At 66.5% G+C, this 25,048-nt stretch carries 20 protein-coding genes; 13 read left to right on the forward strand and 7 right to left on the reverse strand.

The annotated features are described in order from the left end of the window. Positions 1-80: 80 nt before the first annotated feature. The 6 genes from ETR14_RS07855 (at position 81) to ETR14_RS07880 (ending at position 7,354) form a co-directional block, all read left to right on the forward strand. On the forward strand, positions 81-2,423 hold the full coding sequence (locus ETR14_RS07855; RefSeq protein WP_129384101.1) for a TonB-dependent receptor: 2,343 nt from the start codon (positions 81-83) through the stop codon (positions 2,421-2,423). Positions 2,424-2,425: 2 nt separating this feature from the next. Continuing rightward, positions 2,426-3,925, forward strand: coding sequence for a hypothetical protein (locus ETR14_RS07860; RefSeq protein WP_165356364.1), 1,500 nt, complete (start codon positions 2,426-2,428; stop codon positions 3,923-3,925). Then, a complete protein-coding gene (locus tag ETR14_RS07865) occupies positions 3,922-4,695 on the forward strand; it encodes a hypothetical protein (RefSeq protein ID WP_129384102.1) in 774 nt (257 codons plus the stop codon). The genes ETR14_RS07860 and ETR14_RS07865 overlap by 4 nt, the downstream gene beginning before the upstream one ends. A gap of 698 nt (positions 4,696-5,393) precedes the next feature. Continuing rightward, a complete protein-coding gene (locus tag ETR14_RS07870; RefSeq protein ID WP_129384103.1) occupies positions 5,394-5,594 on the forward strand; it encodes a hypothetical protein in 201 nt (66 codons plus the stop codon). Beyond that, the gene (locus ETR14_RS07875) at positions 5,587-6,747 is read left to right on the forward strand and encodes a hypothetical protein (RefSeq protein WP_129384104.1); all 1,161 of its coding nucleotides are present in this window, start codon (positions 5,587-5,589) and stop codon (positions 6,745-6,747) included. The genes ETR14_RS07870 and ETR14_RS07875 overlap by 8 nt, the downstream gene beginning before the upstream one ends. A 151-nt stretch (positions 6,748-6,898) precedes the next feature. Next, the gene (locus ETR14_RS07880; RefSeq protein WP_129384105.1) at positions 6,899-7,354 is read left to right on the forward strand and encodes an RcnB family protein; all 456 of its coding nucleotides are present in this window, start codon (positions 6,899-6,901) and stop codon (positions 7,352-7,354) included. Positions 7,355-7,448: 94 nt separating this feature from the next. On the opposite strand, the gene ETR14_RS07885 is transcribed toward ETR14_RS07880, so the two are convergent. Then, entirely contained in the window at positions 7,449-8,408 is a 960-nt protein-coding gene (locus ETR14_RS07885) for a chlorophyllase (protein ID WP_129384106.1), read from the reverse strand. Positions 8,409-8,530: 122 nt separating this feature from the next. Between ETR14_RS07885 and ETR14_RS07890 the strand changes: the two genes are divergently transcribed. Further along, positions 8,531-9,148 carry a TetR/AcrR family transcriptional regulator gene (locus ETR14_RS07890; RefSeq protein WP_243455812.1) on the forward strand — a complete coding sequence of 206 codons (618 nt, stop codon included), beginning with the start codon at positions 8,531-8,533 and terminating at the stop codon, positions 9,146-9,148. 239 nt (positions 9,149-9,387) lie between these two features. Here the strand turns inward: ETR14_RS07890 and ETR14_RS28270 are convergent, their stop codons facing one another. Beyond that, entirely contained in the window at positions 9,388-9,552 is a 165-nt protein-coding gene (locus ETR14_RS28270; protein ID WP_165356365.1) for a hypothetical protein, read from the reverse strand. Between the two features lie 248 nt (positions 9,553-9,800). Here ETR14_RS28270 and ETR14_RS28275 point away from each other — a divergent pair, with 248 nt between their 5' ends. The 6 genes from ETR14_RS28275 to ETR14_RS29635 all read left to right on the forward strand — a co-directional run bounded on the left by ETR14_RS28275 (position 9,801) and on the right by ETR14_RS29635 (position 20,616). Then, positions 9,801-10,973 carry a hypothetical protein gene (locus ETR14_RS28275; protein ID WP_165356366.1) on the forward strand — a complete coding sequence of 391 codons (1,173 nt, stop codon included), beginning with the start codon at positions 9,801-9,803 and terminating at the stop codon, positions 10,971-10,973. Continuing rightward, positions 10,939-14,772 carry a tetratricopeptide repeat protein gene (locus ETR14_RS07895; RefSeq protein ID WP_165356367.1) on the forward strand — a complete coding sequence of 1,278 codons (3,834 nt, stop codon included), beginning with the start codon at positions 10,939-10,941 and terminating at the stop codon, positions 14,770-14,772. Before ETR14_RS28275 ends, ETR14_RS07895 begins: the two co-directional genes overlap by 35 nt. Before the next feature lie 273 nt (positions 14,773-15,045). Then, positions 15,046-15,768, forward strand: a complete 723-nt coding sequence (locus ETR14_RS07900) for a hypothetical protein (protein WP_129384108.1) — start codon at positions 15,046-15,048, stop codon at positions 15,766-15,768. A 273-nt stretch (positions 15,769-16,041) separates the two neighbouring features. Then, positions 16,042-17,691, forward strand: coding sequence for a M10 family metallopeptidase C-terminal domain-containing protein (locus ETR14_RS07905; RefSeq protein WP_165356368.1), 1,650 nt, complete (start codon positions 16,042-16,044; stop codon positions 17,689-17,691). 143 nt (positions 17,692-17,834) lie between these two features. Next, complete coding sequence (locus ETR14_RS07910; protein WP_129384110.1) at positions 17,835-18,683, forward strand: hypothetical protein; 849 nt, start codon at positions 17,835-17,837, stop codon at positions 18,681-18,683. Positions 18,684-18,996: 313 nt separating this feature from the next. Then, on the forward strand, positions 18,997-20,616 hold the full coding sequence (locus tag ETR14_RS29635; RefSeq protein ID WP_305851963.1) for a M10 family metallopeptidase: 1,620 nt from the start codon (positions 18,997-18,999) through the stop codon (positions 20,614-20,616). A gap of 243 nt (positions 20,617-20,859) precedes the next feature. Here ETR14_RS29635 and ETR14_RS07920 read toward each other — a convergent pair whose 3' ends face one another. From ETR14_RS07920 to ETR14_RS07940, 5 genes are read right to left on the reverse strand one after another with little or no spacing between them, the layout of a single operon-like run. Then, positions 20,860-21,816 (reverse strand): Gfo/Idh/MocA family oxidoreductase, encoded by a 957-nt coding sequence (locus tag ETR14_RS07920; RefSeq protein WP_129384112.1) that lies wholly within the window; start codon positions 21,814-21,816, stop codon positions 20,860-20,862. Between the two features lie 4 nt (positions 21,817-21,820). After that, entirely contained in the window at positions 21,821-22,702 is an 882-nt protein-coding gene (locus ETR14_RS07925) for a class III extradiol dioxygenase subunit beta (RefSeq protein WP_129384113.1), read from the reverse strand. A 1-nt stretch (position 22,703) separates the two neighbouring features. Further along, positions 22,704-23,150: a protocatechuate 4,5-dioxygenase subunit alpha gene (ligA, locus tag ETR14_RS07930; RefSeq protein ID WP_129384114.1), complete on the reverse strand. Its 447-nt coding sequence runs from the start codon at positions 23,148-23,150 to the stop codon at positions 22,704-22,706. Beyond that, entirely contained in the window at positions 23,147-24,172 is a 1,026-nt protein-coding gene (locus ETR14_RS07935; protein ID WP_129384115.1) for an amidohydrolase family protein, read from the reverse strand. Before ETR14_RS07935 ends, ligA begins: the two co-directional genes overlap by 4 nt. Beyond that, entirely contained in the window at positions 24,169-25,047 is an 879-nt protein-coding gene (locus ETR14_RS07940; RefSeq protein WP_129391530.1) for an NAD(P)-dependent oxidoreductase, read from the reverse strand. Before ETR14_RS07940 ends, ETR14_RS07935 begins: the two co-directional genes overlap by 4 nt. Between the last annotated feature and the right edge of the window lies 1 nt (position 25,048).

Raw genomic sequence — 25,048 nt, forward strand, 5'->3', positions numbered from 1 at the left:
TGATTGCTATGGGGTACAACATTAACGTGACTCCAGGCCCACTGCAAAGATGCAGGGGCGACACCATCAGGAGAGGCCTCATGACCCTTGTCGCCCACCGCCGCGCGCGCCTGCTCGGCGCTGCGTGCCTGTCCGCCTTGCTCGCCTCCGCCGCCCAGGCGCAGGACGCCGCCGATCAGGTGCCGGCCGCCCCGCAGACAGTGCCGCAGGCGACCGATCCGGCCGCGCCCGTCGGCCCCGGCGCGGCGACCAACCAGCCCGGCGATGCGGCCGGTAGCCAGGACGGGCTCGAGGAGATCGTGATCACCGCCGAGCGGCGCGAGCAGAGCCTTCAGGACATCCCGATCTCGGCCACCGTCTTCTCGGCGAACGAGATCGCCCGCCGCGGCATCACCAACCTCGCCGACGTCCAGCAATCCGCGCCGTCGGTAGCGATCAACACGGTCAACCGCTCCACCTTCATCAACATCCGGGGCGTCGGCATCGCCCAGTCGGCGCCGACCTCCAATCCGGGCATCGCTTATTATATCGACGGCCAGCTCATCCCGCACGAGCAGTTCATCGGCCAGAGCTTCTACGACATCGGCGCGATCGAGGTGCTGCGCGGACCGCAGGGCACGCTCACCGGCCAGAATTCGACCGGCGGCGCGATCTACGTCCGCACTCCCGAGCCCGAATTCAATGCGACCTCCGGCTATCTCGAGCAGACGATCGGCAATTTCGATAGCTATCGAACCACCGGCGCGATCAACTGGGGTCCCAACGACAATGTCGCGGTGCGCATCGCCGGGATCCACGACCAGCGCGACAGCTTCTCCGAGAATATCGGGCCCAGCCCCAGCCAGCCGGGTTCGTTCAACCTCGACTCGTTCCGCGTCAATCTGGCGCTGCGCACCCCGGACCAGCGGCTGAAGATCAACGTCCGCGGCGAGTATTTCGACTACCGCTCCGACAACATCCCGGTGAAGAATCGCGGCGATATCGTGCCGGCCTTGCGCGACCCCGCCCAGCCGGCGCTCGACCCCCGCCAGAGCGACGCGTTCGTCATCCGCGAGGACGCGATCTCGTTCCTCAACCAGCAGGGCTACCGGCTCTCGGGCGAGGTCCGCTACGACCTCAGCGACGCCGTCCAGATACGCGGCCTCACCTCATGGCAGGACGGCTACACCCACGACCAGGCCGACGGCGACCGCGGCCTCGCCCCGATCAACCTCGCCGCCCCCACCGGCCGCCGCGGCCGGGTCAGCCGCGCTTCGACCGACTTCCGCACCTTCATCAACGAGATCAACCTGCTGTCGACCGGCAAGGGTCCGTTCCAGTGGGTGATCGGCGCCTTCTCGCTCGACGAGACGGTGCCCCTGCTGCAGCTGCGCGACGACCGCAGCCAGGTCGACATCGTCTCAGCGACGCTGAACCGCACGGTCACCGAAGCGACCAACACGTCGCAATCCCTGTTCGGCCAGGCGAACTGGTTCGCCACCGACCGGATCGAGCTGATCGCCGGCGCCCGCTACAGCTGGGACAAGCAGGTCTATGATCGCTACGAGGTCAGCCGCACGATCACCCAGGGCATCGGCACGCCGGTGACTGCAACGCCGATCACCGGCGTGCAGAAATCAACCGCGCTGACCGGAAAGGTGGGCGTAAATTTCCATGCCACCGACGACGTGCTGCTCTACGCAACCGCGTCTAAGGGCTACAAGGCCGGCGGCGTCAACCTCACGCCCAACACGCCCAATTTCGGCCCCGAGAAGAATTTCGTCTACGAGGCGGGAATCAAGGCCGAGCTGCTGGACCGGCACCTCAGGATCAACGCCGACGTCTTCCGCTCCGATTACAAGGACATCCAGCTCGCAAGCCTGCTCAACGGCCTGCCGCTGACCCAGAATGCCGCGTCGGGCAAGGCCTGGGGCGCCGAGTTCGAGCTCACCGCGCAGTTCGGCGGCTTCAGCTTCAACGGCGGCGTCGGTTGGCTCGACGCCGCGTTCGCCGACGACGTCTGCGTCAACAACACCAACAATCCCGCCGGCACGCCGGCGCTGTGCGGCGGCGTCGCCGATCAGCTCGTTCCCAAGGGACAGGAGCTGCCCTTCTCGCCGGAATGGACGATCAATGCCGGTGCCCAATATGCGTTTGCACTGGGCAACGACGTGACCTTGACCCCGCGCGTGCAATGGTCGCACGTCACCAGCCAGATCGGCACGCCCTTTCCGAGCGCTTTCAGCGAAATACCCGGTCGCGACGTGATCGACGCCCGGCTGACCCTCGATTTCGGCGACCGCTACCGGCTGGAGGCGTTCGTCAACAACCTCACCGACGAACTCTACATCGCCTCCCAGATCCAAAACGCCTCCAGCGCCAATGGCGGCTACGTCTTCGGAGCGCCGCGGCAATATGGCGTCCGCGGCACCGTGCGCTTCTGATTATGGATCTCGCCCGCCTCGGCCCGCTCGCGATCGCCGCTGCCGGTCTGGCAGCCCTGACCGGTGCGCTCGCCGCGCCGGCTGCGAAGCCGAGCCGCTGGTGGGCGCCGGGCGAGGGCCGGGTGTTCCCGGCCCAGCTCGACTACGAGAACGAGACCGGGACGTTGCGGACCCTGCTGGTGGGCGGTCCGATGAAGACCAGGGGCCATCCCTTCTTCGCACCGATCGGCCCGAACGGCCGCGCCTGCGTGACCTGCCACCAGCCGGCGGATTCGATGAGTCTCTCGGGGGAAACGGCACGCGAGCGGTGGGACGCGACCGGCGGGCGCGATCCGCTGTTCGCCGCCGGCGACGGATCCAATTGCCCGACCCTGCCGCAGGCGCAGCGCGCCTCGCACTCGCTGCTGATCGATCATGGCCTGATCCGGATCCAGCGCCCCTGGCCGCCCAAGGATCTGCAGGGGAAGGCGATCACGCCGGACTTCACCATCGAGACGGTGCGCGATCCCTGGGGCTGCAACAGCGGCGCCCAATTCGGCCCGACGGCCGCGCGCCCGAACATCTCGGTGTACAGACGGCCGCGGCCGATTTCGAACCTCAAATATCTGCTCGCCGTCGGCTTCGCTTATGATCCGAAGCAAGGCATGCCGCTGCCGCTGGATCCGGAGAGCGGGCGGCCGATGTCGGGCAATCTGATGGCGGACGGCCGCGCCGGGACCCTGAATGCCCAGATGCGCGACGCCGCCTCGACGCATCTGGAATTCCTCAAGAACATGAGCGCCCGCGACATGGCGCGGATCGTCGATTTCGAGAGCCGCCTGTTCTCCGCCCAGATCGCGGATCGGAAAGGCGGGGCGCTCGATGCCGGCGGTGCCGAGGGCGGGCCGGAGAAGCTCGCCCGGTCCGAGCCCGGAAACCTCGGCAGCCAGGGACCCGCGCCGGTGTGGAGCGAATATGCCGCGTGGGAAAAACCGGACCCGAGTCTGAGCGCGGAGCAGCGCGCTTTCCGGCAGTCGGTCGCGCGCGGCGCCCGCATTTTCCGCGAGAAGATGTTCCTGATCAGCGACAGCGCGGGGATCAACTCGCCGATCGGCTTCGGCAATCCCGTCCGCAACAGCTGCGTCTTCTGCCACAACATGACCCAAATGGGGAATGACGTCGCGCCGGGGCAGGTCGATCTCGGCACCACCACCCAGCCCTTCGCCGATCCGGCGCCGCATCTGCCGCTGTTCCGTATCACCTGCACCGGCGCCCCGCACCCGCATTATGGACGCGTGATCTATACCAGCGACCCCGGTTATGCGCTGACCACCGGCCGCTGCGCCGACGTCGGCAAGATCACCCTGCAATCGATGCGCGGTCTCGCCGCACGGGCGCCCTATTTCTCCAACGGCTCGGCCAAGGATCTGCGCGGCGTCGTGGACTATTACGACCGGCGCTACCGGATCGGCTATACCGAGCAGGAGAAGCAGGACCTGGTCAATCTGATGAGCGCCTTGTGAGACGCCTGCTCCTCGTCCTGCTCGCCACCCTTCCCGTGTCGGCAGCGGGGGCCGACACGGCCGAGACGGTGCGGTTCATCACTTGCCCGATCTATCGCGACACCGATGCCGGCAAGAAATCGGGCTGCTGGCTTGCCGACGACCGCGCCAGCGGCCGCCGCTTCGACGTCAGCCGCGCCCCGAGCAAGCCCGACTGGAATTTCGAGATCCTCGTCGAGGGCCGGGTTGCGGCCGAGACCAGGAGCAATTGCGGCGGCGAAGTGCTGGAGCCGGTGCGCACCTCGGTTCTGCCGACGCCCTGTCCCAGGCACATGCTCCCGGCCGAGGGCTTCGCCGGCAACCGCTTCGCCCTCCCCGTGCGCAACGTCCGGCCCTTGTCGGAGAAGCGCACGCCGCCGGCCCCGCCGTTCGCCGACAAGACCTTTCACCTCGTCTTCGACTTCGACAAGGCGTTCGTCGTCTACCAGCTAGACGATTACCTGCTCGACCAGGCGATCACCTGGATCCGCGGTGTCGACCCGAAGCGCGTGATCGTCACCGGCTGGGCGGCGACCGACCCGGCCGAAGTTTCGGGACGGGCGATCGCGGAAGACCCGGCGATCGCCCGCACCCGTGCCGAGCTGGTCGGCGAGGCGCTCCGCCGCCTCGGCGTCGCCGCGGACAAGATCGAGCTGCGCTGGAAGACCGCGGCGCAGCCGGTCGCGGCCGACGGCGCCGACGGCCTTGCCGAGCCGTCGCGGCGGCGCGCCGACATCGAGGTAGAGCTGTAGGCGCACCGCCTGCGGCTCGTTTTCGTTTCACAGTTCAAAGAGCGGACGCTTCTACTCTGCTGCGCTGCGGCATCTTTCCCGTATTCGAGTCCGTATTTACGGCGCTGCAGCGCAGCATGGAGCGTGTCGATCGGTCCCGGCATCGGCTCGCACCGTCTGATGCAGCGCCGTCTCATGCAAGCCGAACGCGCGCCTTTCGGGTGTGAAGGATGACGCATTCTCCGCAAGGATGCAGGATGATCTTGACAACCTTCATGCAATATGTTCTTTGTTTGTTCTTGTCAATGCGTGAGTCGTTGTAACGCGCGGAGATCGCACTTTCAGGGTCTTGCCCCGCTAATGCCCTCAATCCTCCCTGCCGCCGTAGGCGATGGGGAGGGATGATCAGGTTTGAACTGCCCCGCAGTTCAAAGCCATGCCGGTGGCATGGCGCGCCTGATCATAACGAAGTGCGGTGGAGGGGCTTCAGGCGCTGATGGCCCCTCCACCAGCTTTCAGATGATCAGGCACGCCATGCCACAGGCATGGCTGCGATTTGCCGGGGGCAAATCGCACCTGATCATCCCCCTCCCCATCCGCTTCGCGGACAGGGAGGATGTCGCTGCGGCATGGGCGGTCCCAACCCTGGGTTGGGGAAGCCCGCCGCCCTGTGCCTGGGCGGAAGTCACACGCTCCCCCTGGGGAGCGGAGGAGGGACGATGCGAAGACTGGAAGAGCGCGTGCGGCGGCTCGAGCGGCTGTTCGAGAGCCGAGGACCGATCCTCGATCTCCGCCCGCTCGAGGCCGGCACGCGCAGCGCCGGCGACGCGGCGGACGGCACCGCGGCGGACGAAACCCAACGTGCTATTGACGACGCCGGCAAACCCGGCCGCCGCGACGGAGGCGTAGATCATGGCTGACGGCGGGTTGGCGGCGGGCGCCGCCGATGAGGGTTCCGCGCCGAAGCGCGATACACGATTCAAGCCGGGCAATCCCGGCAAACCGCGCGGTGCGCGGCATCGTGCGACGCAAATGGTCGAGGCGTCCCTCCACGGCGAACTGGAAGAGATCGTCGGATGGCTGATCCGCAAGGCGCGCTGGGGCGACATGCAGGCAATTCGCCTCTGCATCGACCGTCTGCTGCCGCGGCCCCAGGAAGCGCCGGTCACGTTCGACCTGCCGCCGATGCACAGCCCCGCCGACGTCGCCGACGCCGGAGCCCAGGTACTGGCGGCAGTCGCGGCCGGGGAGATCACGATCGGCGAGGGCTCCCGCCTGATGGGCCTGCTCGATCGCCAGGTGGCACTGATGGCGGCGGCCAGACGGGACGCCGCCGAGCAGGAGGTGGAGGCGGCCTCGCTCTCCGCGCAGGAGGTGGAGCGGCTTGAGCAGATGTCGCTGATCGCCGCTTCCAGACGAGATGCGGCCGCGCCGGAGGATCCGGGCTTTCCTTCGGCACCGGAGGAACAGCGGTCTGCCGAAGCGGATCGCGATCGTCCTGCCGGACGGGACGGTGCGCAGGAGATCGACCCGCCGTGCAGGGCTGAAGCAGCGGCGGCCCCGGTCACCCGCCCGGAAGCATCAGGCGCCGAAGCGGAAGAAGAGGTGATCGCTGTGCTTCACCCGCCGACGATGACGCGCGGGGCTGACGCGGCCGCAGTGCCTGAAATCACACGGAGCGGTTCGGCCGCGAACACGACCGAGGCCCGCTCCGCCTCCGGCGACGCGGACTCCGCCTTGTTCGTGATGGCCGCACCCCGATCCGGCGCCGAAACATGGGCGGATGCGGCATCGCTACCCGGCCCTGACAGCTGCGCTCCCCGGCGGGAAAAGGCACGGGCCGGAGCTCGGTGCGACGGGCACGCTGCGACATCGGCACCGCAGCCCCGGCAACAGGATCGACCGCAGATCGGATCTCTTTCCGTCGACCGAGGCGAGATGGCGGCGGCGGCCCATACACGGGCGACAGCGGCCGAACACGACCTGCCGCCGCAGAGGGTCGCCGATCCCTTCGTGCCGGAGAAAGCGGCGGTGAACCGGCGCCCGCGGTCGCGGGACATATGGATCGAGTGAAGGTGGCGCTGCGGATCGCTCGCGCTTGAAGCTGTCTCAACGCTGACGAGTCCGTATCCGGGCGGTTCAGGGCAAGGGTGCGAAGACCGCATCGGAGCGGGAAACCGCGGCCTGCGAACGGCGCGGGCACGCACGAGACATGGAGACTGTGATGCGTAAGTTCATCTTGATCGGCCTGATGGCCGCCACTGCCATTCCCACCGCGGCGCTGCCGACCGCCGCGAGCGCGCAGACCCGCCGCGAGGTTCGCGAGGATCGCCGCGACCTGCGCGAAAGCCGGCGGGAGCTGCGCGAGGACATTCGCAACGGCGAGTCGCGTGGCGAAATCCGCCGCGATCGGCGCGAAGTGCGCCGCGATCGCCGTCAGCTCCAGCGCAGCCGCGCCGCTTATGTGGCGCCGGTACGCGGCTGGCGCTACCGTGCGGTGACTCCGGGCTATCGGTTGCAACCTGCTTTCTACGGCTCGCGCTACACGGTCTCGAACTACGGCAGCTATCGCCTGCGCGCGCCGGGCGCGAACCGGCGCTGGATCCGCTACGGCGACGACCTGCTGCTGATCAACGCCCGCAACGGCCGCGTGGTACAGGTGCTGCGCAACCGCTACTGATCGACCATTCGATCGAAGAAGGCCCGGCGACCATGGTCGCCGGGCCTTTCCATGCCGGCCGTATTCGCGGCACCGACGACGAGATGCCGCCGGACTATTTGCGATCGACTCGGCCGAGCTTGGGCGCCCGTTCGCGCAGCGCCGCACAGGCGTCTGACCATGAAGGATCGGCGCGATCGAAGGCGGACCGCAAATAGGCCGCGGTCATGCGCTGGGTGACCGCCAGCCGATCGGGATCCTCGTCGTCCGTCTCCCTGGCGTCGTAGCCCGCAATGCCGCCGAGACCGTGCTTGCAGCCGAACAGGGTCAGCAGGCCGTCGGCGCCGGGGCTGTCGAACGGATCGGCATGCCAGTCCGCGCCACGCGTGGTGAGGTGCGGGCTGACGTCCGCGTCACCGTAGACTACCAGCGTCCGAGTCGTCATCCCTGCGAAATCGAGGGCGAGCCCGGGCGCACGGGAGCGCATCGGCTCGCCCAGATCCGCGCCCCGACCGGGTGCCGCGAGCAGCACGCCGGCCTTGATCCGCGGGTCGGACAGGTCGGCGCCGAGGGCGGGCTCCTTCGATGCGCTCAGGCGGGCGCCGAGCAGAAGGCTGGCGGTATGGCCGCCGAGCGAGTGGCCGACCACCGCCACCCGATCATGGTCGAGCCTGCCCGCGATCACCGGAACCAGTAGCTCGATCGAATCGAGACGATCGAGAATGGCGACCATGTCGTGCCGCCGCTCTCGCCAGAACAAAGGCGCTCCGGGCGCGTCGGTCGCGAATCCGGCCACTTTCGAATTCGCGTGAGTCGGCTGGATCAAGGCAAAACCCTGTTCCGCGAGGAAGTGGACCAATGGTGCGTAACCGTCCTTGGACGTAATGTAGAGCGATGGACCGTGGCCGTGCGAAAGCAGGACGATCGGCAGACCGTCGCCGTCGATCGGTGCGGTGATCCGCAGTTCGAGCGGCACCGGTCTGCCGGGCACGTCGAGGATCACAGGACTCACCGAGATCGTGGTGCGGGGAGCGGCAGCGGGTAGAGCACGCGCAACTGAGATGAGGTTGTTCATGGGGCTTGTCTCGCTTGGGGCTTGGCGAACCGTTGCGGCGCACTTAAACGGAGCACTGCTCCGGTCGATGCATATACGGAGCGCTGCTCCGCTTATCAAGGGGCCGAAGAAGGGGTTTGCGCGTGACGGAGAGCCATGATCGGGAGAATGGACCGGCGCGGCGCCGGGTGCGCGCCGATGCGGCGCGCAACGAGGACGCCTTGCTGGAGGCAGCCAAGGCGGTGTTCACCGAATCCGGTGTCGATGCGACGGTGCGGGAGATCGCGACCCGCGCCGGGGTCGGCATGGGCACACTCTACCGCCGCTTTCCCAAGCGCGCCGATCTGATCGCGGCGGTGTTCCGCCGCGAAGTCGATGCCTGCGCCGCGGAGGCGCCGCGGCTCGCGGCAGCGCTTCCGCCCGGCGAGGCGCTCGCCCGCTGGCTGCAGCGTTATGCCACCTTTCTGGGTACCAAGAAGGGCCTCGCGGCGGCGCTTCATTCCGGTGATGCCGCGTTCGAAGCCTTGCCCGCTTACTTCCGGGCCAGCTTCGAGCCCGCTCTCGCCGCGCTGCTCGACGCGGCCGCGGTCGTCGGTGAAGCCCGCGGCGACGTCCAGGCCTATGATCTGCTGCGCGCGATCGGCAATCTGTCGGTAGCGAGCGGCGAGGATGGGCCGGCCCATGTCGCGCGGATGCTGGACCTGCTCATGGATGGCTTGCGCCATCGGCCGGGCGAGCAGAGTGGCGGCGAGAGCGGGTAAGCAAGAGGCAGTGCCCAGGCCAGGGTCGGTGCGGCCGTCCGGGCGAAACGCCGATCCCAACCTGAACCGGGTTGAAGCCGCGCCAGAAATCGGCGGCGCTGCGCCCGGTCGTGCCGCCGGTCGGCGGGGCGGGTATGGCGCCTTCCCGTTCCTTCCTCGCCAAACCGTGACGCGCTTGGCAGCGGGACGGGGATGCGTATAGGGAGCGATGGGGATTTGCTGCCTCGCCCCGCTTTTCTTCACGAGGCGCGATTGTCGGAGTAACCGCCACGCCACGCAAACCCAATTACGACTTCGAGCGCCGCGAGCGCGAACGGAGCAAAGCCGCCGATGCCGCCAAGAAGGCGCAGGCCAAGGCCGACAAGAAGGCTGCCGAGCGAGCGGCGCCGGACGCCGAGGATCAAACTCCGAGCGCCTAAGACGGCAGTTACCGACCCAGTCGGATCCGCCGAGCAGCAGGACTTGCGAAGTCGGCCGCCTGCGCACGTTGATCAGCAGAATATCGTTGCCGCAGTGCAAGATGCTTAGCCGCGGCGGGCGTTCTGCGTTGGCCGTGCCCGGTCGCGCGACATGCGTGGCCCAGTCAGGACCCTGGTGTCCTCCACCCTGCGGCCGCGTTGACACTCCTGGGACCACCGATCACGATCTGACGATGAGAATCGTTGCCCGCGCTCTTGGCTTCTTGATGTGCTGGCTGTTGCTGCCCGCCTCCGCATCGGCAGCCGGTGGCGAGGACACTTGCAGCAGGTCTAGGGCCGCCGAAGTAACGATCGAGGCCGTACGTGCGCGCCATGATGCATGGTCGGGGCGCTGCGTGCGGTTGCGCGGCATCGTGATCGGCCGGCGCCTGTTCGCCGACCGCCTCGCCACGCTGGAGCCGAAGAGCGGGGACGACGAGACCGTTCGACGATCGATCGTGCTGTATCCGGGCGGGCGATACAATGGCGAGCGCCAACCGGCGCTGGTCGAAATCACCGGCACGATCGGCAGCTGCGCCGACCATCATGCTGCCGTCGCTGCCAACCAGGCGGAGCATCCCGACGAGATCCTCATGGTCTCCGGCTATTGCCACACCTCGCTCGAAAGCTACATCCGGCCGGTCGTCGCGCAGGTTCTGTCGCGGGCCCCGATCGCCCGACTGGTCGAAGCGGAGGTGCCCCTCGAGCGGCGCGAACTGGTGGAGGCGCCGCCCGGTCTTGCCGGCAGAGCCGAACATCTGTCAGCCGCCCGAGAGATGGTCGCTGCGATCGCGACGGGTGACGAGCTTGTGTTCCGCCGTCTCGATCGTCCCGATTTGCAGCACGCGCTGGAGGGCCTCGGAAGCGAAGCAGCGCCCGATTGGGTCCAGCGCGAGATCAGGGAAGTCCATACCGATTTTGCCGGAATGGCCGCATTGCGGCGAGACTTCGCGGCCGTTCAGGCGCGGACTGAAGGTTCGGAGCGGGTGCTCGTCAATCGCGCCGAGCTCGAAACCGGTATGCCCGCCCGCCAACTGTCATTGGTGACGTGCTGGTGCAAAACGGCGAATTGCGCCGGTCTCTGGCCGATCGCCGAAACGGACGCCGACAACAGGCCGGACCGGCCCTATCTCTGCGCGCGCACCAACGGGTATCTGTTGGGTCCGAATGCAGGCGAAGCCATCCAGGTCCGGGTCGGATGTACGGAGGGCGGCCTCGCCGAGCCGGCCGTCGGGCACGGCCGGACCGAACGATCGGAGGCCTCCCGAGCGCGCTCCGCGATCTCACGCTGTCAGGCTCGTCCGCTCACTCGGCACAGCCCCCCTTACCGCGATGATCGAAGGAGCTCGGCGGAAAGTCTCGGGTGAAACGACGCGCCCTAGTGCGTCGTGTGTTCCCGAATTGGCCCGGGCTCCGGCCAGCGGCATCCTGGACAGAACGGGCGATACCGGCTCGGGGGGATCGCAAGTAGAATTCTCCTCCGGCTCCGCTATAGTGCCTTCACCAAGGGGTTGGGGGTACATGAAAATTCTTCTCGCTGCGCTCGTCGCCACGAGCGCGCTCACGAGTGCGGCCTATGCCGCGGACAAGCCGGTGATCGGCCCGGCGCCTGCCTGGGTCAAACCGGTCGCGCCGCCCGCCACGTCCGCGAAAGCGGACGAAGCACCGATTCGGATCCTGCTGACCGATCAGCAGATCGCGTTGGAACCGGGACGCGAGACGGTCTATGCCGAAACGTCGCTGAAGATACAGACGCCGCAGGGGCTGGCGGCCGGCAACATCTCGCTGCCCTGGCGGCCCGAGACGGATGTCCTGACCGTCCACAAGCTCCTGATCCGGCGTGGCCACGAGACAATCGACGTGCTCAATTCGGGCCAGACCTTCACGGTGCTGAGGCGCGAGCAGAATCTCGAAAGCGCGACACTGGATGGTGTCCTCACCGCCAATATCCAGCCCGAGGGTCTGCAGGTCGGCGATATCCTTGAATTTTCGCTCTCCGTTTCATCGAGCGATCCGACGATGAAGGGCCACGTCGAGCAGTTCGCAGGGGCGTGGAACGGATTTCCTATCGCGCGCGCACACCTCCGCATCCAGTGGCCGAACAGCCTGCCGGCGCGCCTTCGGCAGACCGCCCACCTCCCGCCGATGAAACCCGTGGTCCGCGGCGACACGTCCAGCGTCGAGCTCTCGCTCGACAACGTCGCGCCGATCGTTCCGCCCCAGGGCGCGCCGCCCCGCTACCAAGTCGGGCGTCTGGTGGAAGTCACCGACTTTGCTTCCTGGGCCGATCTCGGGGCGCTGATGGCGCCTCTTTACGTCCGGACCGCAACGATTCCGGCGCAAGGTCCGCTGCGTGCAGAGCTGGAGCGCATTCGGAATCTCTCGGCCGATCCCGAAGTCCGCACCGAGGCGGCGCTCGCGCTCGTTCAGGACCGGGTGCGCTATGTCGCGCTCGCCATGGGTGCGGGCGGCTACGTCCCCGCTGATGCGGAGACGACATGGTCCCGCCGCTTCGGCGACTGCAAGGGCAAGACCGCTCTGCTTCTCGCGCTGCTCCATGCCATGGACATCGAGGCGGAACCGGTCGCGGTCAGCACCACCCAGGGCGACGGGATGGACGAGCGCTTGCCGATGGTCGGGCTGTTCAATCACGTGCTCGTCCGCGCCACCGTGGCCGGGCGCACCCATTGGCTGGACGGGACAAGAACCGGAGACACCAGCCTGGACAGGCTGACCACGCCCAATTTCGGCTGGGGCCTGCCTTTGATCGCCAAGGGCGCAGCGCTCATCCGAATGCTGCCTGAGCCGCTTTCCGCACCGACCCAGGACGTTTCGATTCGGATCGACGCGAGCAAGGGTATCTCCGTTCCGGCGCCGACAAAGATCGAGACCATCCTGCGCGGCGACGACGCAATCGCGTTCAACGCCCTCTTGGCCAATTTCGTCGGCGACGCGCGCGACCGCGGGCTGAAGGAATATTGGAAAGCCCGGTACGACTTCATCGAAGTGAAAGCGTCCGGCGCCCGCTTCGACGCGAAGACGGGCGAACTGCATCTCTCGATGGAGGGAGAGGCGAAGCTGGACTGGGCCAACGGCAACTACCAGACGGACGGAACCGGCGTCGGCTACGAGGCGGACTTCAGCCGCGATCCCGGGCCGAACAAGGACGCGCCCTTTGCCGTGCCCTACCCCATCTTCAACCGCACGCGGGAGACGATCGTGCTCCCTACGGGAGCGGGCGAGTTCAAGCTCGGGACGGGCATGGAGGTGGACGAGACCGCCGGCGGCATCGCCTACCGGCGTCACGCGACCATCGCCGACGGCGTGTTCACCATCGAGAAGACCGAACGAAGCGTCGTTCCCGAATTTTCTGCCAAGGACGCCCCCGCACAGCAAGCGGCGTTGCGCATGCTGAGCGAACGGACCGCGTCGATCCGCATGCCGGCGCGCTACAAACATAGCGGTGCCGACATCGCCGCGGTCAAGGCCGACGTGCCGACGACATCTTCGGGCTATGTCGATCGCGCTTCGGTGTTCAGCGATCGGAACATGCTCAAGGAAGCACTGCTGGACTATGACAAGGCCGTAGAACTCGATCCCAACAACGTCCGTGCCTGGGCGAACCGCGGCATCACGCGCATTCAGGTCGGTGACCTTGCAGGCGCGAGAAGCGACCTTGCCAGAGCGGAAGCGACCGATCCCGATTATGTTCAAAACGCGATCGGGCGGGGCATGCTGGCCGAGGCCGACCGGCGGCCCCGCGACGCGGTCGAGGCCTATACGAGAGCCCTCGAGCAGTCTCCCGATTATCGGTTCGCGATCGAGCATCGGGCAGCCGCCTATGCGAGGCTCGGAGACACCGAGGGCGCGCTCCGGGATTTCACATCGGTGATCGAGAAACATTCCGATGATCCGGACGGCTATGTCGGCAGGGGTAATTTCTTCCTCGACACCGGCGACTTCGACAAGGCGATAGCAGATTTCGACAAGGCGCAGGCTTTGGACCCCTCCAACGAGTGGGCTCTTGCGAACCGGGGGCTCGCCCGGGTCCACAAGCGGGATCTCGCGGCAGCCGCCACCGATCTCGACGCCGCCGCCAAGATCAACCCTAGAAACCCCGTTGTTTTCCGCGCGCGCGGCGTGATGGCGGAGCAGAAAGGGGAATGGCGTGACGCGATTGCGGCCTTCACGTCGGCATTGGAAGTCGAACCGACAAATGCCTTTGCGCTCGGCCACCGCGCCATGGCGGCGCGCGCCGGGAACGATGACGAGGCAGCGCTGCGCGATGCCGCTGCGGCGCTCAAGCAGAACCCGGCATGGATAGACCTCTATCTGATGCGCGCAAACATTCTGCGCCGCCAGGGCAAACAGGAGGCTGCGCTCGCCGAGGCCGAGGCCTTGACCGCCGCCAATCCTAGCGAGGGCTACGCGCACGTCGTGGCCGGAAGCATCTATAGCGCCTTCCACAAGGATGCCGAGGCGATGCGCGCCTACGAGAAGGCGCTCGCGCTCAAGCCGGAGGCCTATATCTACCTCAACCGGGCCCTTCGCCGTCCCAAGACCGATCTCGCCGGCCGGCGCGCCGACATCGATGCGGCCCTCAAACTCGAGCCGGACTCCTCGGAAGCGATCGCGGCAAAGGCGGAACTGCAGGCCGATAGCGGGGACCTGCCCGGGGCGATCGAAACCTATTCCGCTGCGCTGACGAAATCTCCGGAGGAGGTCGACTTGCTGATGGGGCGGGGCATCGTCCACGCGCGATCCAGAAACGCGCAGCAAGCCGAAGCGGACTTCCAGCGCGCGCGCAGCAAGGCGAGCGAACCGGTGATTCTCAACAACATGTGCTGGACGAAGGCGACCGCCGGCGTCGCGCTCGAGTCCGCGCTTGCCGACTGCGATGCGGCGCTTGCCAAGAAGCCCGATGTGCCTGGCTTCCTCGACAGCCGCGGCCTGGTTCTGCTCCGGCTCGGCCGCATCGACGAGGCCATCGCGGATTATGATCGCGCGCTTGCAAAGGCCCCTGACATGGCATCGTCGCTGTTCGGCCGCGCGGTGGCGTGGGCGCGCAAGGGCGATCGGGCGAAGTTCGACACCGGTGTTGCCGCAGCGACGAAGGCCGATCCCAACATTCGGGAAGATTTCGAGCGTTACGGGGTGAAGCCGTAAAGGGAACAGCGCGGCCGGTGCGAGGGCAGGATGTCCCTCCATCCCCGTCCCGGAAGGAACGGGCAAGTGCCGAGTCAGCAACAGCAGGGTCGCACTGGCCGCCCCTCAAACCTGTCAGCGTCTCGCCGTGTCGGGCATGCTGATCGACGAGCTGGGGGTTCCCGGCCCGACGTGATGCAGAGCGATCCCGTGGTGGCACATTGAACGCCGTGCCGGCTTCCCGCAGGATAGAAGACGGGGCAGGTTGCGCGCCGCCCCAGCCGTGGAGAGAATGTGACCGACACCCGCCCTGTGATGACCGGCGACTCGTTCGACGAAGCCGCCGCTTATGTCGATGACGGCTGGTGGATGACCGGCGAGAGCCTGATCCACCTGTCCGCAGTGATGAACGTCGAGGGCTGGAACCTCTATGGCCATCCCGGCCATCTGCAGCTCACGCCGGCGCAACGGACCTTGATGATGTGGTCCGATATCGTCGGGCAGGTCAGCAATGGCGGTTTCACCCAATATTGCGACAATTATGCGCGCGATCTCGCGCTCGGAGTCGCGGCAGTAGAGGCGCTGCACTGGCCCGAATTGCGGGAGCGCTTCGGGCGGGCGATGGCGGAGCAGGCCGGCGATGCCGCTGCGCCCCGCCGGCTGCAGCCGGTTCCCCTGTCCGAAGAACCGGAAAAATGGGCGAAGAGCCGCAAGCGGCTGATCCGCCACCTGGCACAGCGCGGCAAGACATGGTGGCAGCCGACGACAGCGCGCGACCTCGCTTCTATCGAGGCCTTGCACCCCGAATGGCGGTTGGAGCTGCTCTACCAGCAGGCCGTCCTGTCGGGCGAACTCGCATCCGGCGGCGAACGCGTGTTCGATTTCGAACCGCCGCCGACCTATGCCGCGGAGGCGTTCGACACATGGTTCTACTCCGACGACACGAAGCGCGAATCGGTGCGCTACGTGCATGCCTTCATCCTGCGCAACCGGGACCAGCTCTACCGCGAAAGCTGATGAACAAAGCCTCGTCGCATCGTGGTGCGGCGAACCCACCGCCGACAAGGATACAGACGCTTTCGTAACAGCGCGGCGGCATTTCCAATCGAAGCCGCGAAGGCCTGAGACGGCATGATTTCGAACTGACCGCATTACGGCACAGCGACTGGTACCCGATGCGTTGGAGCAGCGCCAATGCTCTCCGACGACGCGAATGTTTCACATCCGTGTCGGTTTTGCGATGCAGCATCGTCTCCTGGGTGGGAACGACCCCCAAGGCCAGGAGGCACCATGACCCGTCCGACGAACTTCTTTTCCTTGCCCGCTCTGTTCAGCCGCCTGCGCCGGGATCGCGGTACGGACCCGACGCCGCTGACCGAGCCGACCCCTTACCTCCTGGAGGACGGTGCCGCCGGCGGGACGTGGGCCGGCAAGCCGATCTTCGATCAACAGCAGGTGATCGGCCAGCTCACCACGGACTGGAAGATCGAGGGGCGGGTGATCCGCTACGGCTTCCTAGAGGCCCGTGATGCCGTCGGGCAGACCGGGAGCGAATATGCGGGCTTCTCGGCGTTCGACGGTGCGCAGAAGGCCGCCACGCGCGCGGCGATGGAATTGTGGGACGATCTCGTGCCGATGCACTTCATCGAGACTCGCGGCAATGTCGACATCGCGCTCGCCAACACCACCACCGGTCCCGAACAGGCCTGGGCCTATATGCCGACTGAAGACGGCAATCCGCGCACCCCGCAGAGCAACATCTGGGTCGCCGATCCGGACCAGCAATGGAGCAATGGCTGGCTGAGCTACGGCGGCTGGGGCGCCACCACCCTGGTCCACGAGATCGGCCATTCGCTCGGCCTCAGCCATCCCGGCGACTACAATAATGGCGACGACAGCGACGGCGACGGCGTCCCCGATCCGATCTCCTACGGGAATGACGCGGTCTACGCGCAGGACAGTATGCAATATTCGATCATGTCCTATTTCCTGAACGCCTATACCGGCGCCCAGACGCTCGATCCATCGCTGCTGACCCAGAATTACGCACAGACCCCCTTGCTGCACGACATCCTGGCGATCCAGGAGATTTACGGCGCCGATCCGACCACACGCCGCGGCAACACCGTCTATTTCTCCAATTCGACCGCCGGCAACGCGGTCTACGATCTCGAACACAATCCCTTTCCCTATCTGTGCGTCTACGACGCCGGCGGCAACGACACGTTCGATTTCTCGACCGCCGCCAGCGGCGTGTTCGTCGATCTGCGGGCGGGTGCGTTCAGCTCGGCCTCGCAAGGGTATCTCCCCTATGCCGAGGCGGTCGCGGCGATGACCGCTTACAATGCGGTGAAGCCCGAGGGCGAGCCCAAGACCGTGTGGAATCCGGACTTCTACGCCGGCTGGACGGGATCGATGCTGTCGATGGGCGCGGCAATCGTCGCGGCCGACACCGGGGTCAGCGGGGTCACCGCGACGATGACCCGCAACATCTCGATCGCCTACAACACGGTGATCGAGAATGCGGTCGGCGGCGAATCCCGCGATTACCTGATCGGCAACGACGTCGCCAACTGGCTGAAGGGCAATGGCGGTGACGACGTGCTGAACGGCCTCGGCGGCAACGACACGCTCGTCGGCGGCAAGGGCGCGGACAGCTTCTGCTTCTTCGATGGGAGCGGCAAGGACGTGATCCTCGACTTCACATCCGGCACCGACTGCATCGACCTCCGCGAGATCGACGCCAACATCTTCGCCGCCGGCGACCAGGCGTTCGACTTCATCGGCAGCGCCCTGTTCGGCGGCGTCGCCGGAGAGCTGCGGAGCTTCGCCAGCTGGGGGACCCATCTCCTCGCGGGCGACGTCGACGGCGACAAGGTGGCGGACTTCACCATCGATCTTGGTCTTGCGACAGTGGTGGTGGCGGATCTGTTCTTCTGACCAGCAAGAGCCCAGGCTGCTGAGCTTGGGCTCTTGCGCTTTGGCTCCCGGGAAGTCTTCGGAACGCCGGTCCGGCGGGCCGGAGGCAGACCGGCAAAACGGAGTAGCTCGACAGCCCTGGCGATAACGAGCAGGATGTTTCGGTGATACGGGCCGTCGTCTTCGTTACGCTCGCCGGGTCGGCGCTCCACCTGTCTCCCCAGGCGCTCGCCGCCCCCGACCCAGTGACAATGGGGTGGGTGGAGGATTCCGGTACGCTGACGCTCAAGGAATTGCGTACGCTTCCCGATCCGGACCTTGCTCGCCGCCTCTTCGGCGATCTCGGCGTCGCGATGACACTCCGGCCGCGCGACGCCTGGCAGGAAGGACCCTTTCGGATCCAGCCTGAGACGATCACGGCCGCCATCCGCCCCCGCCCTTCGGAAGTGGACGGGATTTGCGCGCTCGACGAGATCGACATGATCTTCGTTCCGACCGACGCAGCGGTGCGGCCGAACCCGGCCATGGTGCTGCGGCAGATACGGGCGAGAACGCGCTATTTCGTGGAGGACGAAGAACGTGCCCTCGATCGAAATCGCCCAGCCATGGAACGGCGCCGCGCAGGGCACGCGTCCTGCGCGTCGGTCAAAGCGAACAGCCCGAGCGGCGCACCAGCAGACAATGGCTTTCAGTTCGCCCTCGCCATACGCCTGGTCCAAGCGCTCGGCGACGCCGCGCGCGCTGGCGGTCCAGCCCCGGCGCCGCTCGACTGTGCCGGCCTTGGCGATTGGGGTCGGGAGGCACTCGACCCGTCCCAATGCCTTGTGGCCTCACGCGGCCTTGCGCACGACTCCGTCGACTGGGTGCAGAATTGCAACGAGGGTCCGTCTCCGGGCTCTTATTGTCTCCAGATCCTGAGCGGCGAATGGTGGATCCGCTTCGATCTCGATTCCGGGAGCCGCCCGTTGCGCATCATCGTCAGCGCCGTCGAGGATACCAGCTCAATCCAGTAGCAGAATGGCGGCACAGGACATGGTCGCGTCCATTCGTACGGCAACAATCAGCGGCACCACGCCGGGTTCATCAATAAGAAGACGGCTTGGACGGGCCCCTCGACCTGCTCAGTATAGCGTCAGCTCGGGTGGGAAGTCGGCGAACCGGGCTTCAAGAGCGCTGCGACAGAGTGCTGAGCAGATTAGAATGGACCGATACATGATGCGCCGATGATTTGACTCCTCGACGAAGCGAATGTTTCACATCCGTGTCAGTTTTGCAGTGCAGCATCGTCTTCCTGGGTGGGAACGCCCCCCAAATCCAGGAGGCACCATGACCCGTCCGACAAACCTCTTCTCCCTGCCCGCTCTTTTCGACCGCCTGCGCCCCGATCGAGATAGCGCAGCGACGCCCGCTTCCGAGCCGACGCCTTATCTGCTGGAGGACAGCGGCGGCACATGGTCCGGCAAGCCGATCTTCAACCAGGCGCAGGTGATCGCCCAGATCGACAGCGGCGCCAAGCTGCAAGGCAAGACGATCACCTTCGGCTTCCTCGATGCGCTGCCCACCACTTCTTCGGGCGGCGTTCCAGGCGAATATGCCGGCTTTTCGCCGCTGACCGAGGCCCAGCGGGCCGGCACGCGCGACGCGATGCAGCTGTGGGATGATCTCATCGCGGTGCGCGTGGTCGAAGAGCGTGGCAATGGCCGCGGCGCAAGCCCCGACATCTCGCTTGCCAACACCACCACCGGCCCCAAAGTCGGCTGGGCCTATTTCCCGACGGACGACGGCAACAACAAGACTCCCCAAAGCAGCGTCTGGATCAACCCCTCTCCGGAATCGGGCAACCAGGCGATCGGCACGGGCTTCTTCGGCAGCTACACGCTCATCCATGAGCTCGGCCACGCCTTCGGGCTGAGCCATCCAGGCGACTACGATTCCGGCGACGATATCATCGATGATTATGGGAGCAGCGCCGTTTATGCCCAGGACAGCCGCCAGTTCACCACCATGTCCTACTTCGCAGAGCAGAATACGGGCGCCGGCGTCGTCTGGAACGCCGCGATCCCGACCACGATGCTCCCGCAGACACCTTTGCTGCACGACATCCTGACGATCCAGGCGATCTACGGCGCCGATCCGACCACCCGCCGCGGCGACACCGTCTATTTCGCCAACTCCAACGCCGGCAACGCGGTCTACGACCTGGGGGAAAATCCGTTCCCCTATCTCAGCGTCTATGATGCCGGCGGCAACGACACGTTCGATTTCTCCACGGCCAATATGGGCGTGTTCCTCGATCTGCGTGCGGGCGCGTTCAGCTCGGCCTCGATCGGTTCTCTGACCCTCGACGAGGCCAATGCCATCCGTGCGGAAGCCGGCTCCGCGCTATGGGACGCCGCAAGCTACGAGGGCTTCCTTGGCTTCGCCCTCACGCGCAACCCCGGCATCGTCGAGGCCGACACCGGCATCCCCGGGATCACCGCGCCCGCCGTGCGCAACATCTCGATCGCGTACAACACGATCATCGAAAATGCGGTGGGCGGCGAAGCGCGCGACTATCTGCTTGGCAACGACGTCGCCAACTGGCTCAAGGGCAATGGCGGCGACGACGTGCTGAACGGGCTCGGCGGCAATGACGTGCTGATCGGCGGCAAGGGCGCCGACACCTTCAGCTTCTTCGACGGAAGCGGCAAGGACGTGATCCTCGACTTCAAATCGGGCAGCGACAAGATCGACTTGCACGAGATCGACGCCAACATCCTCGCGGCCGGGGATCAGGCGTTCGACTTCATCGGCAGCGCCCTGTTCGGCGGCGTCGCCGGGGAGCTGCGGAGCTTCGTCACCTGGACCGGCCACGTCCTTGCCGGCGACGTCGACGGGGACAAGGTGGCGGATTTCACCATCGATCTCGGCCTCGCCCGCGTGGCGGCGGCGGATCTGTTCTTCTGAGCCGGCGCGGAGTGGGCGATTTCAGGATCGCGCATGCCGCTTCGGTGCCGCTGAGCGTGTCGAGATGCGGCATGCCCGATTGCGGTAGAGACCGGTGTCGAATGCAGCCGCTGTGTCAGCGACTCTTTGTTCAGATGCTTGGGGCAGCCTCGCGAGCATCGAGCTCGCTCGGCTGCGACCCCACCCCTTGATCCCCTCCCCTCAAGGGGAGGGGCGAAAAAGGTTCGGGCGGGCGCTTCTTCGCTACCTATCCCTCGCCGCAACGAGCTGCTTCTCCAGCTTGTCCAGCACCTCGTAACATGGCAGCACCTGCGCGACGCTGCTGTTCGGCTCGCGGCCTTCGCGGATGGCGGCGATGAATTCGCGGTCCTGGAGTTCGATGCCGTTCATCGAGACGTCAACGTTGGAAACGTCGATCGGTTCTTCCTTGCCGTTCACGAGATCGTCGTAGCGGGCGATGTAGGTGCCGTTGTCGCAGATGTAGCGGAAGAAGGTGCCGAGCGGGCCGTCATTGTTGAAGCTTAGCGACAAGGTACAGATCGCGCCGTTGGCCGCCTTCAGCTGGATCGACATGTCCATCGCGATGCCGAGCTCGGGATGGTGCGGGCCCTCGATCGCATTGGCCTGCACGATCGGCGCGCCGGCCTGGTAGGCGAACAGGTCGACTGTATGCGCCGCGTGATGCCAGAGTAGATGATCGGTCCAGCTGCGCGGCTCGCCCTTGGCGTTGATGTTGCGGCGGCGGAAGAAATAGGTCTGCACGTCCATCTGCTGGAGCGCGATCTCGCCGGCGCGGACGCGGTGGTGGATCCATTGGTGCGAGGGGTTGAAGCGCCTTGTGTGACCGCACATCGCGACGAGGCCGGTCTCGCGCTGTTTAGCGACTACCGCTTCGGCATCGGCGAGGCTGTCTGCGAGCGGGATCTCGACCTGGACGTGCTTGCCGGCGCCCAGGCATTGCAGCGCCTGAGCGGCGTGCATCTGGGTCGGCGTGCAGAGGATCACCGCGTCGACATCGTCGCGCTTCAGCGTCTCGGCGAGATCGTCGGTGACGTGGCCGATGCCATATTTGTCGGCGACCTTCTGCGTCGCGTCGAGCGTGCGGCCAACGAGGGAGGTAACCTGCACGCCCGCGATATTGCGGAGGCCGTCGAGATGCTTCTCTCCGAAGGCGCCGGCGCCGGCGAGTGCGATACGCATGGTCTCAAGCTCCTGATGTCGTTGCCGTCGGCCCGGCGGGCTCGGCCGCGACCGGCTCCAGCACGATGTGGCCGACGGCGGTGTTGCTGGCGGGAACGTGGTAGTGGCGATGGAGGGTCCGCGTGCGGGCGCCGAGGGCGCCGCGCATGATCAGCCACATCACCATCTCGATTCCCTCCGAGCCGGTTTCGCGCAGATATTCGATATGCGGGATGTGGCGCAGCTCCTGGGTGTCGCCCTCCAGGCGATCGAGGAAGCGATTGTCCCATTCGGCGTTGATCAGGCCGGCGCGCGTGCCCTGGAGCTGGTGACTCATGCCGCCGGTGCCCCACACCTGGACATTGAGATCCTCCGGGAAGCTCTCGACAGCGCGGGCGATCGCCTCGCCCAATGCCCAGCATCGATTGCCCGACGGCGGCGGGTAGGTGACGACGTTGACGGCGAGAGGGATCACCCTGGCCGGCCATTGCTCGACATCGCCGAACATCATCGTCAGCGGCACGGTGAGGCCGTGATCGACGTCCATCTCGTTGATGATGGTCATGTCGAATTCGTCGAGGATGCAGCTCTGCGCGATGTGCCAGGCGAGGTCGGGATGGCCCTCCACCACCGGCACCTTGCGCGGGCCCCAGCCCTCGTCGGCCGGCTGGAAGCGTTCGGCGCAGCCGATCGCGAAGGTGGGGATGATCCGCATGTCGAAGGCGGAGGCGTGATCATTGTAGACGAGGATGACGACGTCCGGCTTCTGCTCGCGCTCGAAGCGCTTGGTCCATTCATAGCCGGCGAAAGCCGGGGCCCAATAGGCCTCCTCGGTCTTGCCGAGATCGGCGGCGACCCCAAGCGCTGGGATGTGGCTGGAGGCGATGCCGGCGGTGATGCGCGCCATGTCAGCTTGGCTCCTTGTCTTCGGCCTTGGGGATCCCCGCTTCGCTCTCCCTGAGCGAGCGCACGCCTTCGGGCGAGCGGCCGCCGGCGATCATCATCGCCTGATAATCCTCGACGCTCATGCCGGTCATCGTGCTCACGGCCTGGAGGAAGGAGAGGCCGTCGGTCGAGAAGACCTTGGCGAGGAAATAGATGTTGCCGCCGAGATCGAGCAGACGGTTGTAATCGCGGTCGAGCACCGCCTGTTTCTGCTCCTCGGTCATCGGCCACTGATCGAGATAGGCGCGCTCGTCCGCCTTCCAGCGTTCGCGATTCTCGGCCTTCATCAGGCTCATCGCAAACTGGTTGAGGTGATAGCCGGCGCGTGCCCGCTTGGCGGTGTAGACCCGGGTGCCGGGGATATCGTCGAACTCTGCGAGATAGGCGTGGATGTCGCGGGGCTGGTTCATCGACCCTTCTCCTTCAGTTTCGCGTCGAGCCGCGGGAAGACTCTTCGCGCATTGCCCTCGAAGATGGCGTGGCGCTGGTCGTCGGAGATCGGCAGCGCGTCGACGTAGCGCTTGGTGTCGTCGAAATGATGGCCGGTCTCCGGATCGATGCCGCGGACCGCGCCGACCATCTCCGAGCCGAACAGGATGTTCTTGGTGTCGATCACCTCGGCCAAGAGATCGATGCCGGGCTGGTGATAGACGCAGGTGTCGAAATAGACGTTGTTCATGACATGCGTATCGAGCGAGGGCTGCTTCAGCATGTCGGCGAGGCCCCGGTAGCGGCCCCAATGATAGGGCACCGCGCCGCCGCCATGGGGGATGATGAAGCGCAGGGTCGGGAAATCCTTGAACAGATCGCCCTCGATCAGCTGCATGAACGCGATCGTGTCGGCGGCGATGTAGAAGGCGCCGGTGGCGTGCAGGCCCGGATTGCACGAGCCGGAGACGTGGATCATCGCCGGCACGTCCAATTCGACCATCTTTTCGTAGATCGGGTACCAGTGGCGGTCGGTGAGCGGCGGGTGCCGGAAATGGCCGCCGCCGGGATCGGGATTGAGGTTGCAGCCCACGAAGCCAAGTTCCGTCACGCAGCGCTCCAGTTCCTCGACCGAGCCCTGGAGATCGGCCGCGGGCGATTGCGGGAGCATGCAGACGCCGACGAAAATGTCGGGATAGAGGGCGACGCAGCGGGCGATGAGATCGTTGTTCGCCCGGGCCCAGGCCCTGGAGACGCTCTCGTCGCCGACATGGTGGGCCATGGCCGAGGCGCGCGGGCTGAAGATGGTCATGTCGGCGCCGCGCTCGCGCAGGAGGCGGAGCTGGTTCGCCTCCAGCGTCTCGCGGATCTCGTCGTCGGAGATGGTCGGGTAAGGCGGCAGCGCGGTGCCGGCCTTGAACGCCGCCTTCTGCGCCTCGCGCCACTCGTTATGCGCCGCCGGCGCGGTGGTGTAATGGCCGTGGCAATCGATGACGAGGCTCATGCCGCATCCGCCTTTCTGTCGGTGATGGTGGCGATCTTGGCGGCGAGCCCCGACGGCGGCGAGGCGATGCCGAGTTCGCCGAATTGGCGCTGCCGCGAGACGGTGCCGCGCGACATCAGCGGATCGACGCCGAGATCGGACAAGGTCTTGACCACTTCGGCCATTTCCTCGGCGCGGCGCAGGCCGTGCACGAGCATGCGATCGAGATTGTAGTCGGCGCGTTCGGCCCAAGGCTTCGGCCGCTCGCTGGAATCGAGCGAGGCGAGCACCTCCTCGGTCACGCCGGCCGCTTCGGCAGCCAGCATCGCCTCGGCCGTCAGCGCCTCCAGGCCCTTGACGATCACCGAGCGGATCATCTTGATCGACGAGGCCTGGCCGACGCGGGCGCCGACGACGCGAAGGTTCGAGAAGCCGAGTCCGGCCAGCGAGTCGGCGGCGCGCCCGGCCTCCGGCCCGCTGAGCAAAAGCGGCACGGCGAGGCCGGCGGGATGGACCGGCGCCATCACGGCGACATCGACATAGGCGCCGCCGGCGGCTTCGATCGCGGTTGCGGCCTCGGACTTGGTACCGGGGGCGACGCTGTTCAGATCGCAGAACAGGGCGCCGGCGCCGATCGACGCGGCGGCGTCGCGAGCGACGGCCAGCGCCTGATCGGCGATGACCAGGCTGAGGAGGAGATCGGTACCGGACAGCGCTTCGCCGAGGCTGGCGGCGCCGTCCACGCCGGCGGCGCGATAATCGGCCTGCTTGGCAGCGCGGGTCGCCGCGGCGTCGGTCAGACGGTCATATGCACGCACGCGGCCCTGCCAGCCCGGAGCACCGGCAAAGGCCCGGCCGGCCTCTCCGAAGCCGATGAAGGTGACCGTCGCAACCATG

The organism is Sphingosinicella sp. BN140058 (assembly GCF_004135585.1).
Lineage (GTDB): Bacteria > Pseudomonadota > Alphaproteobacteria > Sphingomonadales > Sphingomonadaceae > Allosphingosinicella.

Bases quoted from the DNA above. Each gene is read 5' to 3' on its own strand.
- ETR14_RS07855 (WP_129384101.1), top strand. From the start codon at position 81: ATGACCCTTGTCGCCCACCGCCGCGCGCGCCTGCTCGGCGCTGCGTGC.
- ETR14_RS07860 (WP_165356364.1), top strand. From the start codon at position 2,426: ATGGATCTCGCCCGCCTCGGCCCGCTCGCGATCGCCGCTGCCGGTCTG.
- ETR14_RS07870 (WP_129384103.1), top strand. From the start codon at position 5,394: ATGCGAAGACTGGAAGAGCGCGTGCGGCGGCTCGAGCGGCTGTTCGAG.
- ETR14_RS07875 (WP_129384104.1), top strand. From the start codon at position 5,587: ATGGCTGACGGCGGGTTGGCGGCGGGCGCCGCCGATGAGGGTTCCGCG.
- ETR14_RS07880 (WP_129384105.1), top strand. From the start codon at position 6,899: ATGCGTAAGTTCATCTTGATCGGCCTGATGGCCGCCACTGCCATTCCC.
- ETR14_RS07885 (WP_129384106.1), bottom strand. From the start codon at position 8,408: ATGAACAACCTCATCTCAGTTGCGCGTGCTCTACCCGCTGCCGCTCCC.
- ETR14_RS28275 (WP_165356366.1), top strand. From the start codon at position 9,801: ATGAGAATCGTTGCCCGCGCTCTTGGCTTCTTGATGTGCTGGCTGTTG.
- ETR14_RS07895 (WP_165356367.1), top strand. From the start codon at position 10,939: ATGATCGAAGGAGCTCGGCGGAAAGTCTCGGGTGAAACGACGCGCCCT.
- ETR14_RS07905 (WP_165356368.1), top strand. From the start codon at position 16,042: ATGACCCGTCCGACGAACTTCTTTTCCTTGCCCGCTCTGTTCAGCCGC.
- ETR14_RS29635 (WP_305851963.1), top strand. From the start codon at position 18,997: ATGACCCGTCCGACAAACCTCTTCTCCCTGCCCGCTCTTTTCGACCGC.
- ETR14_RS07920 (WP_129384112.1), bottom strand. From the start codon at position 21,816: ATGCGTATCGCACTCGCCGGCGCCGGCGCCTTCGGAGAGAAGCATCTC.
- ETR14_RS07925 (WP_129384113.1), bottom strand. From the start codon at position 22,702: ATGGCGCGCATCACCGCCGGCATCGCCTCCAGCCACATCCCAGCGCTT.
- ligA (WP_129384114.1), bottom strand. From the start codon at position 23,150: ATGAACCAGCCCCGCGACATCCACGCCTATCTCGCAGAGTTCGACGAT.
- ETR14_RS07935 (WP_129384115.1), bottom strand. From the start codon at position 24,172: ATGAGCCTCGTCATCGATTGCCACGGCCATTACACCACCGCGCCGGCG.
- ETR14_RS07940 (WP_129391530.1), bottom strand. From the start codon at position 25,047: ATGGTTGCGACGGTCACCTTCATCGGCTTCGGAGAGGCCGGCCGGGCC.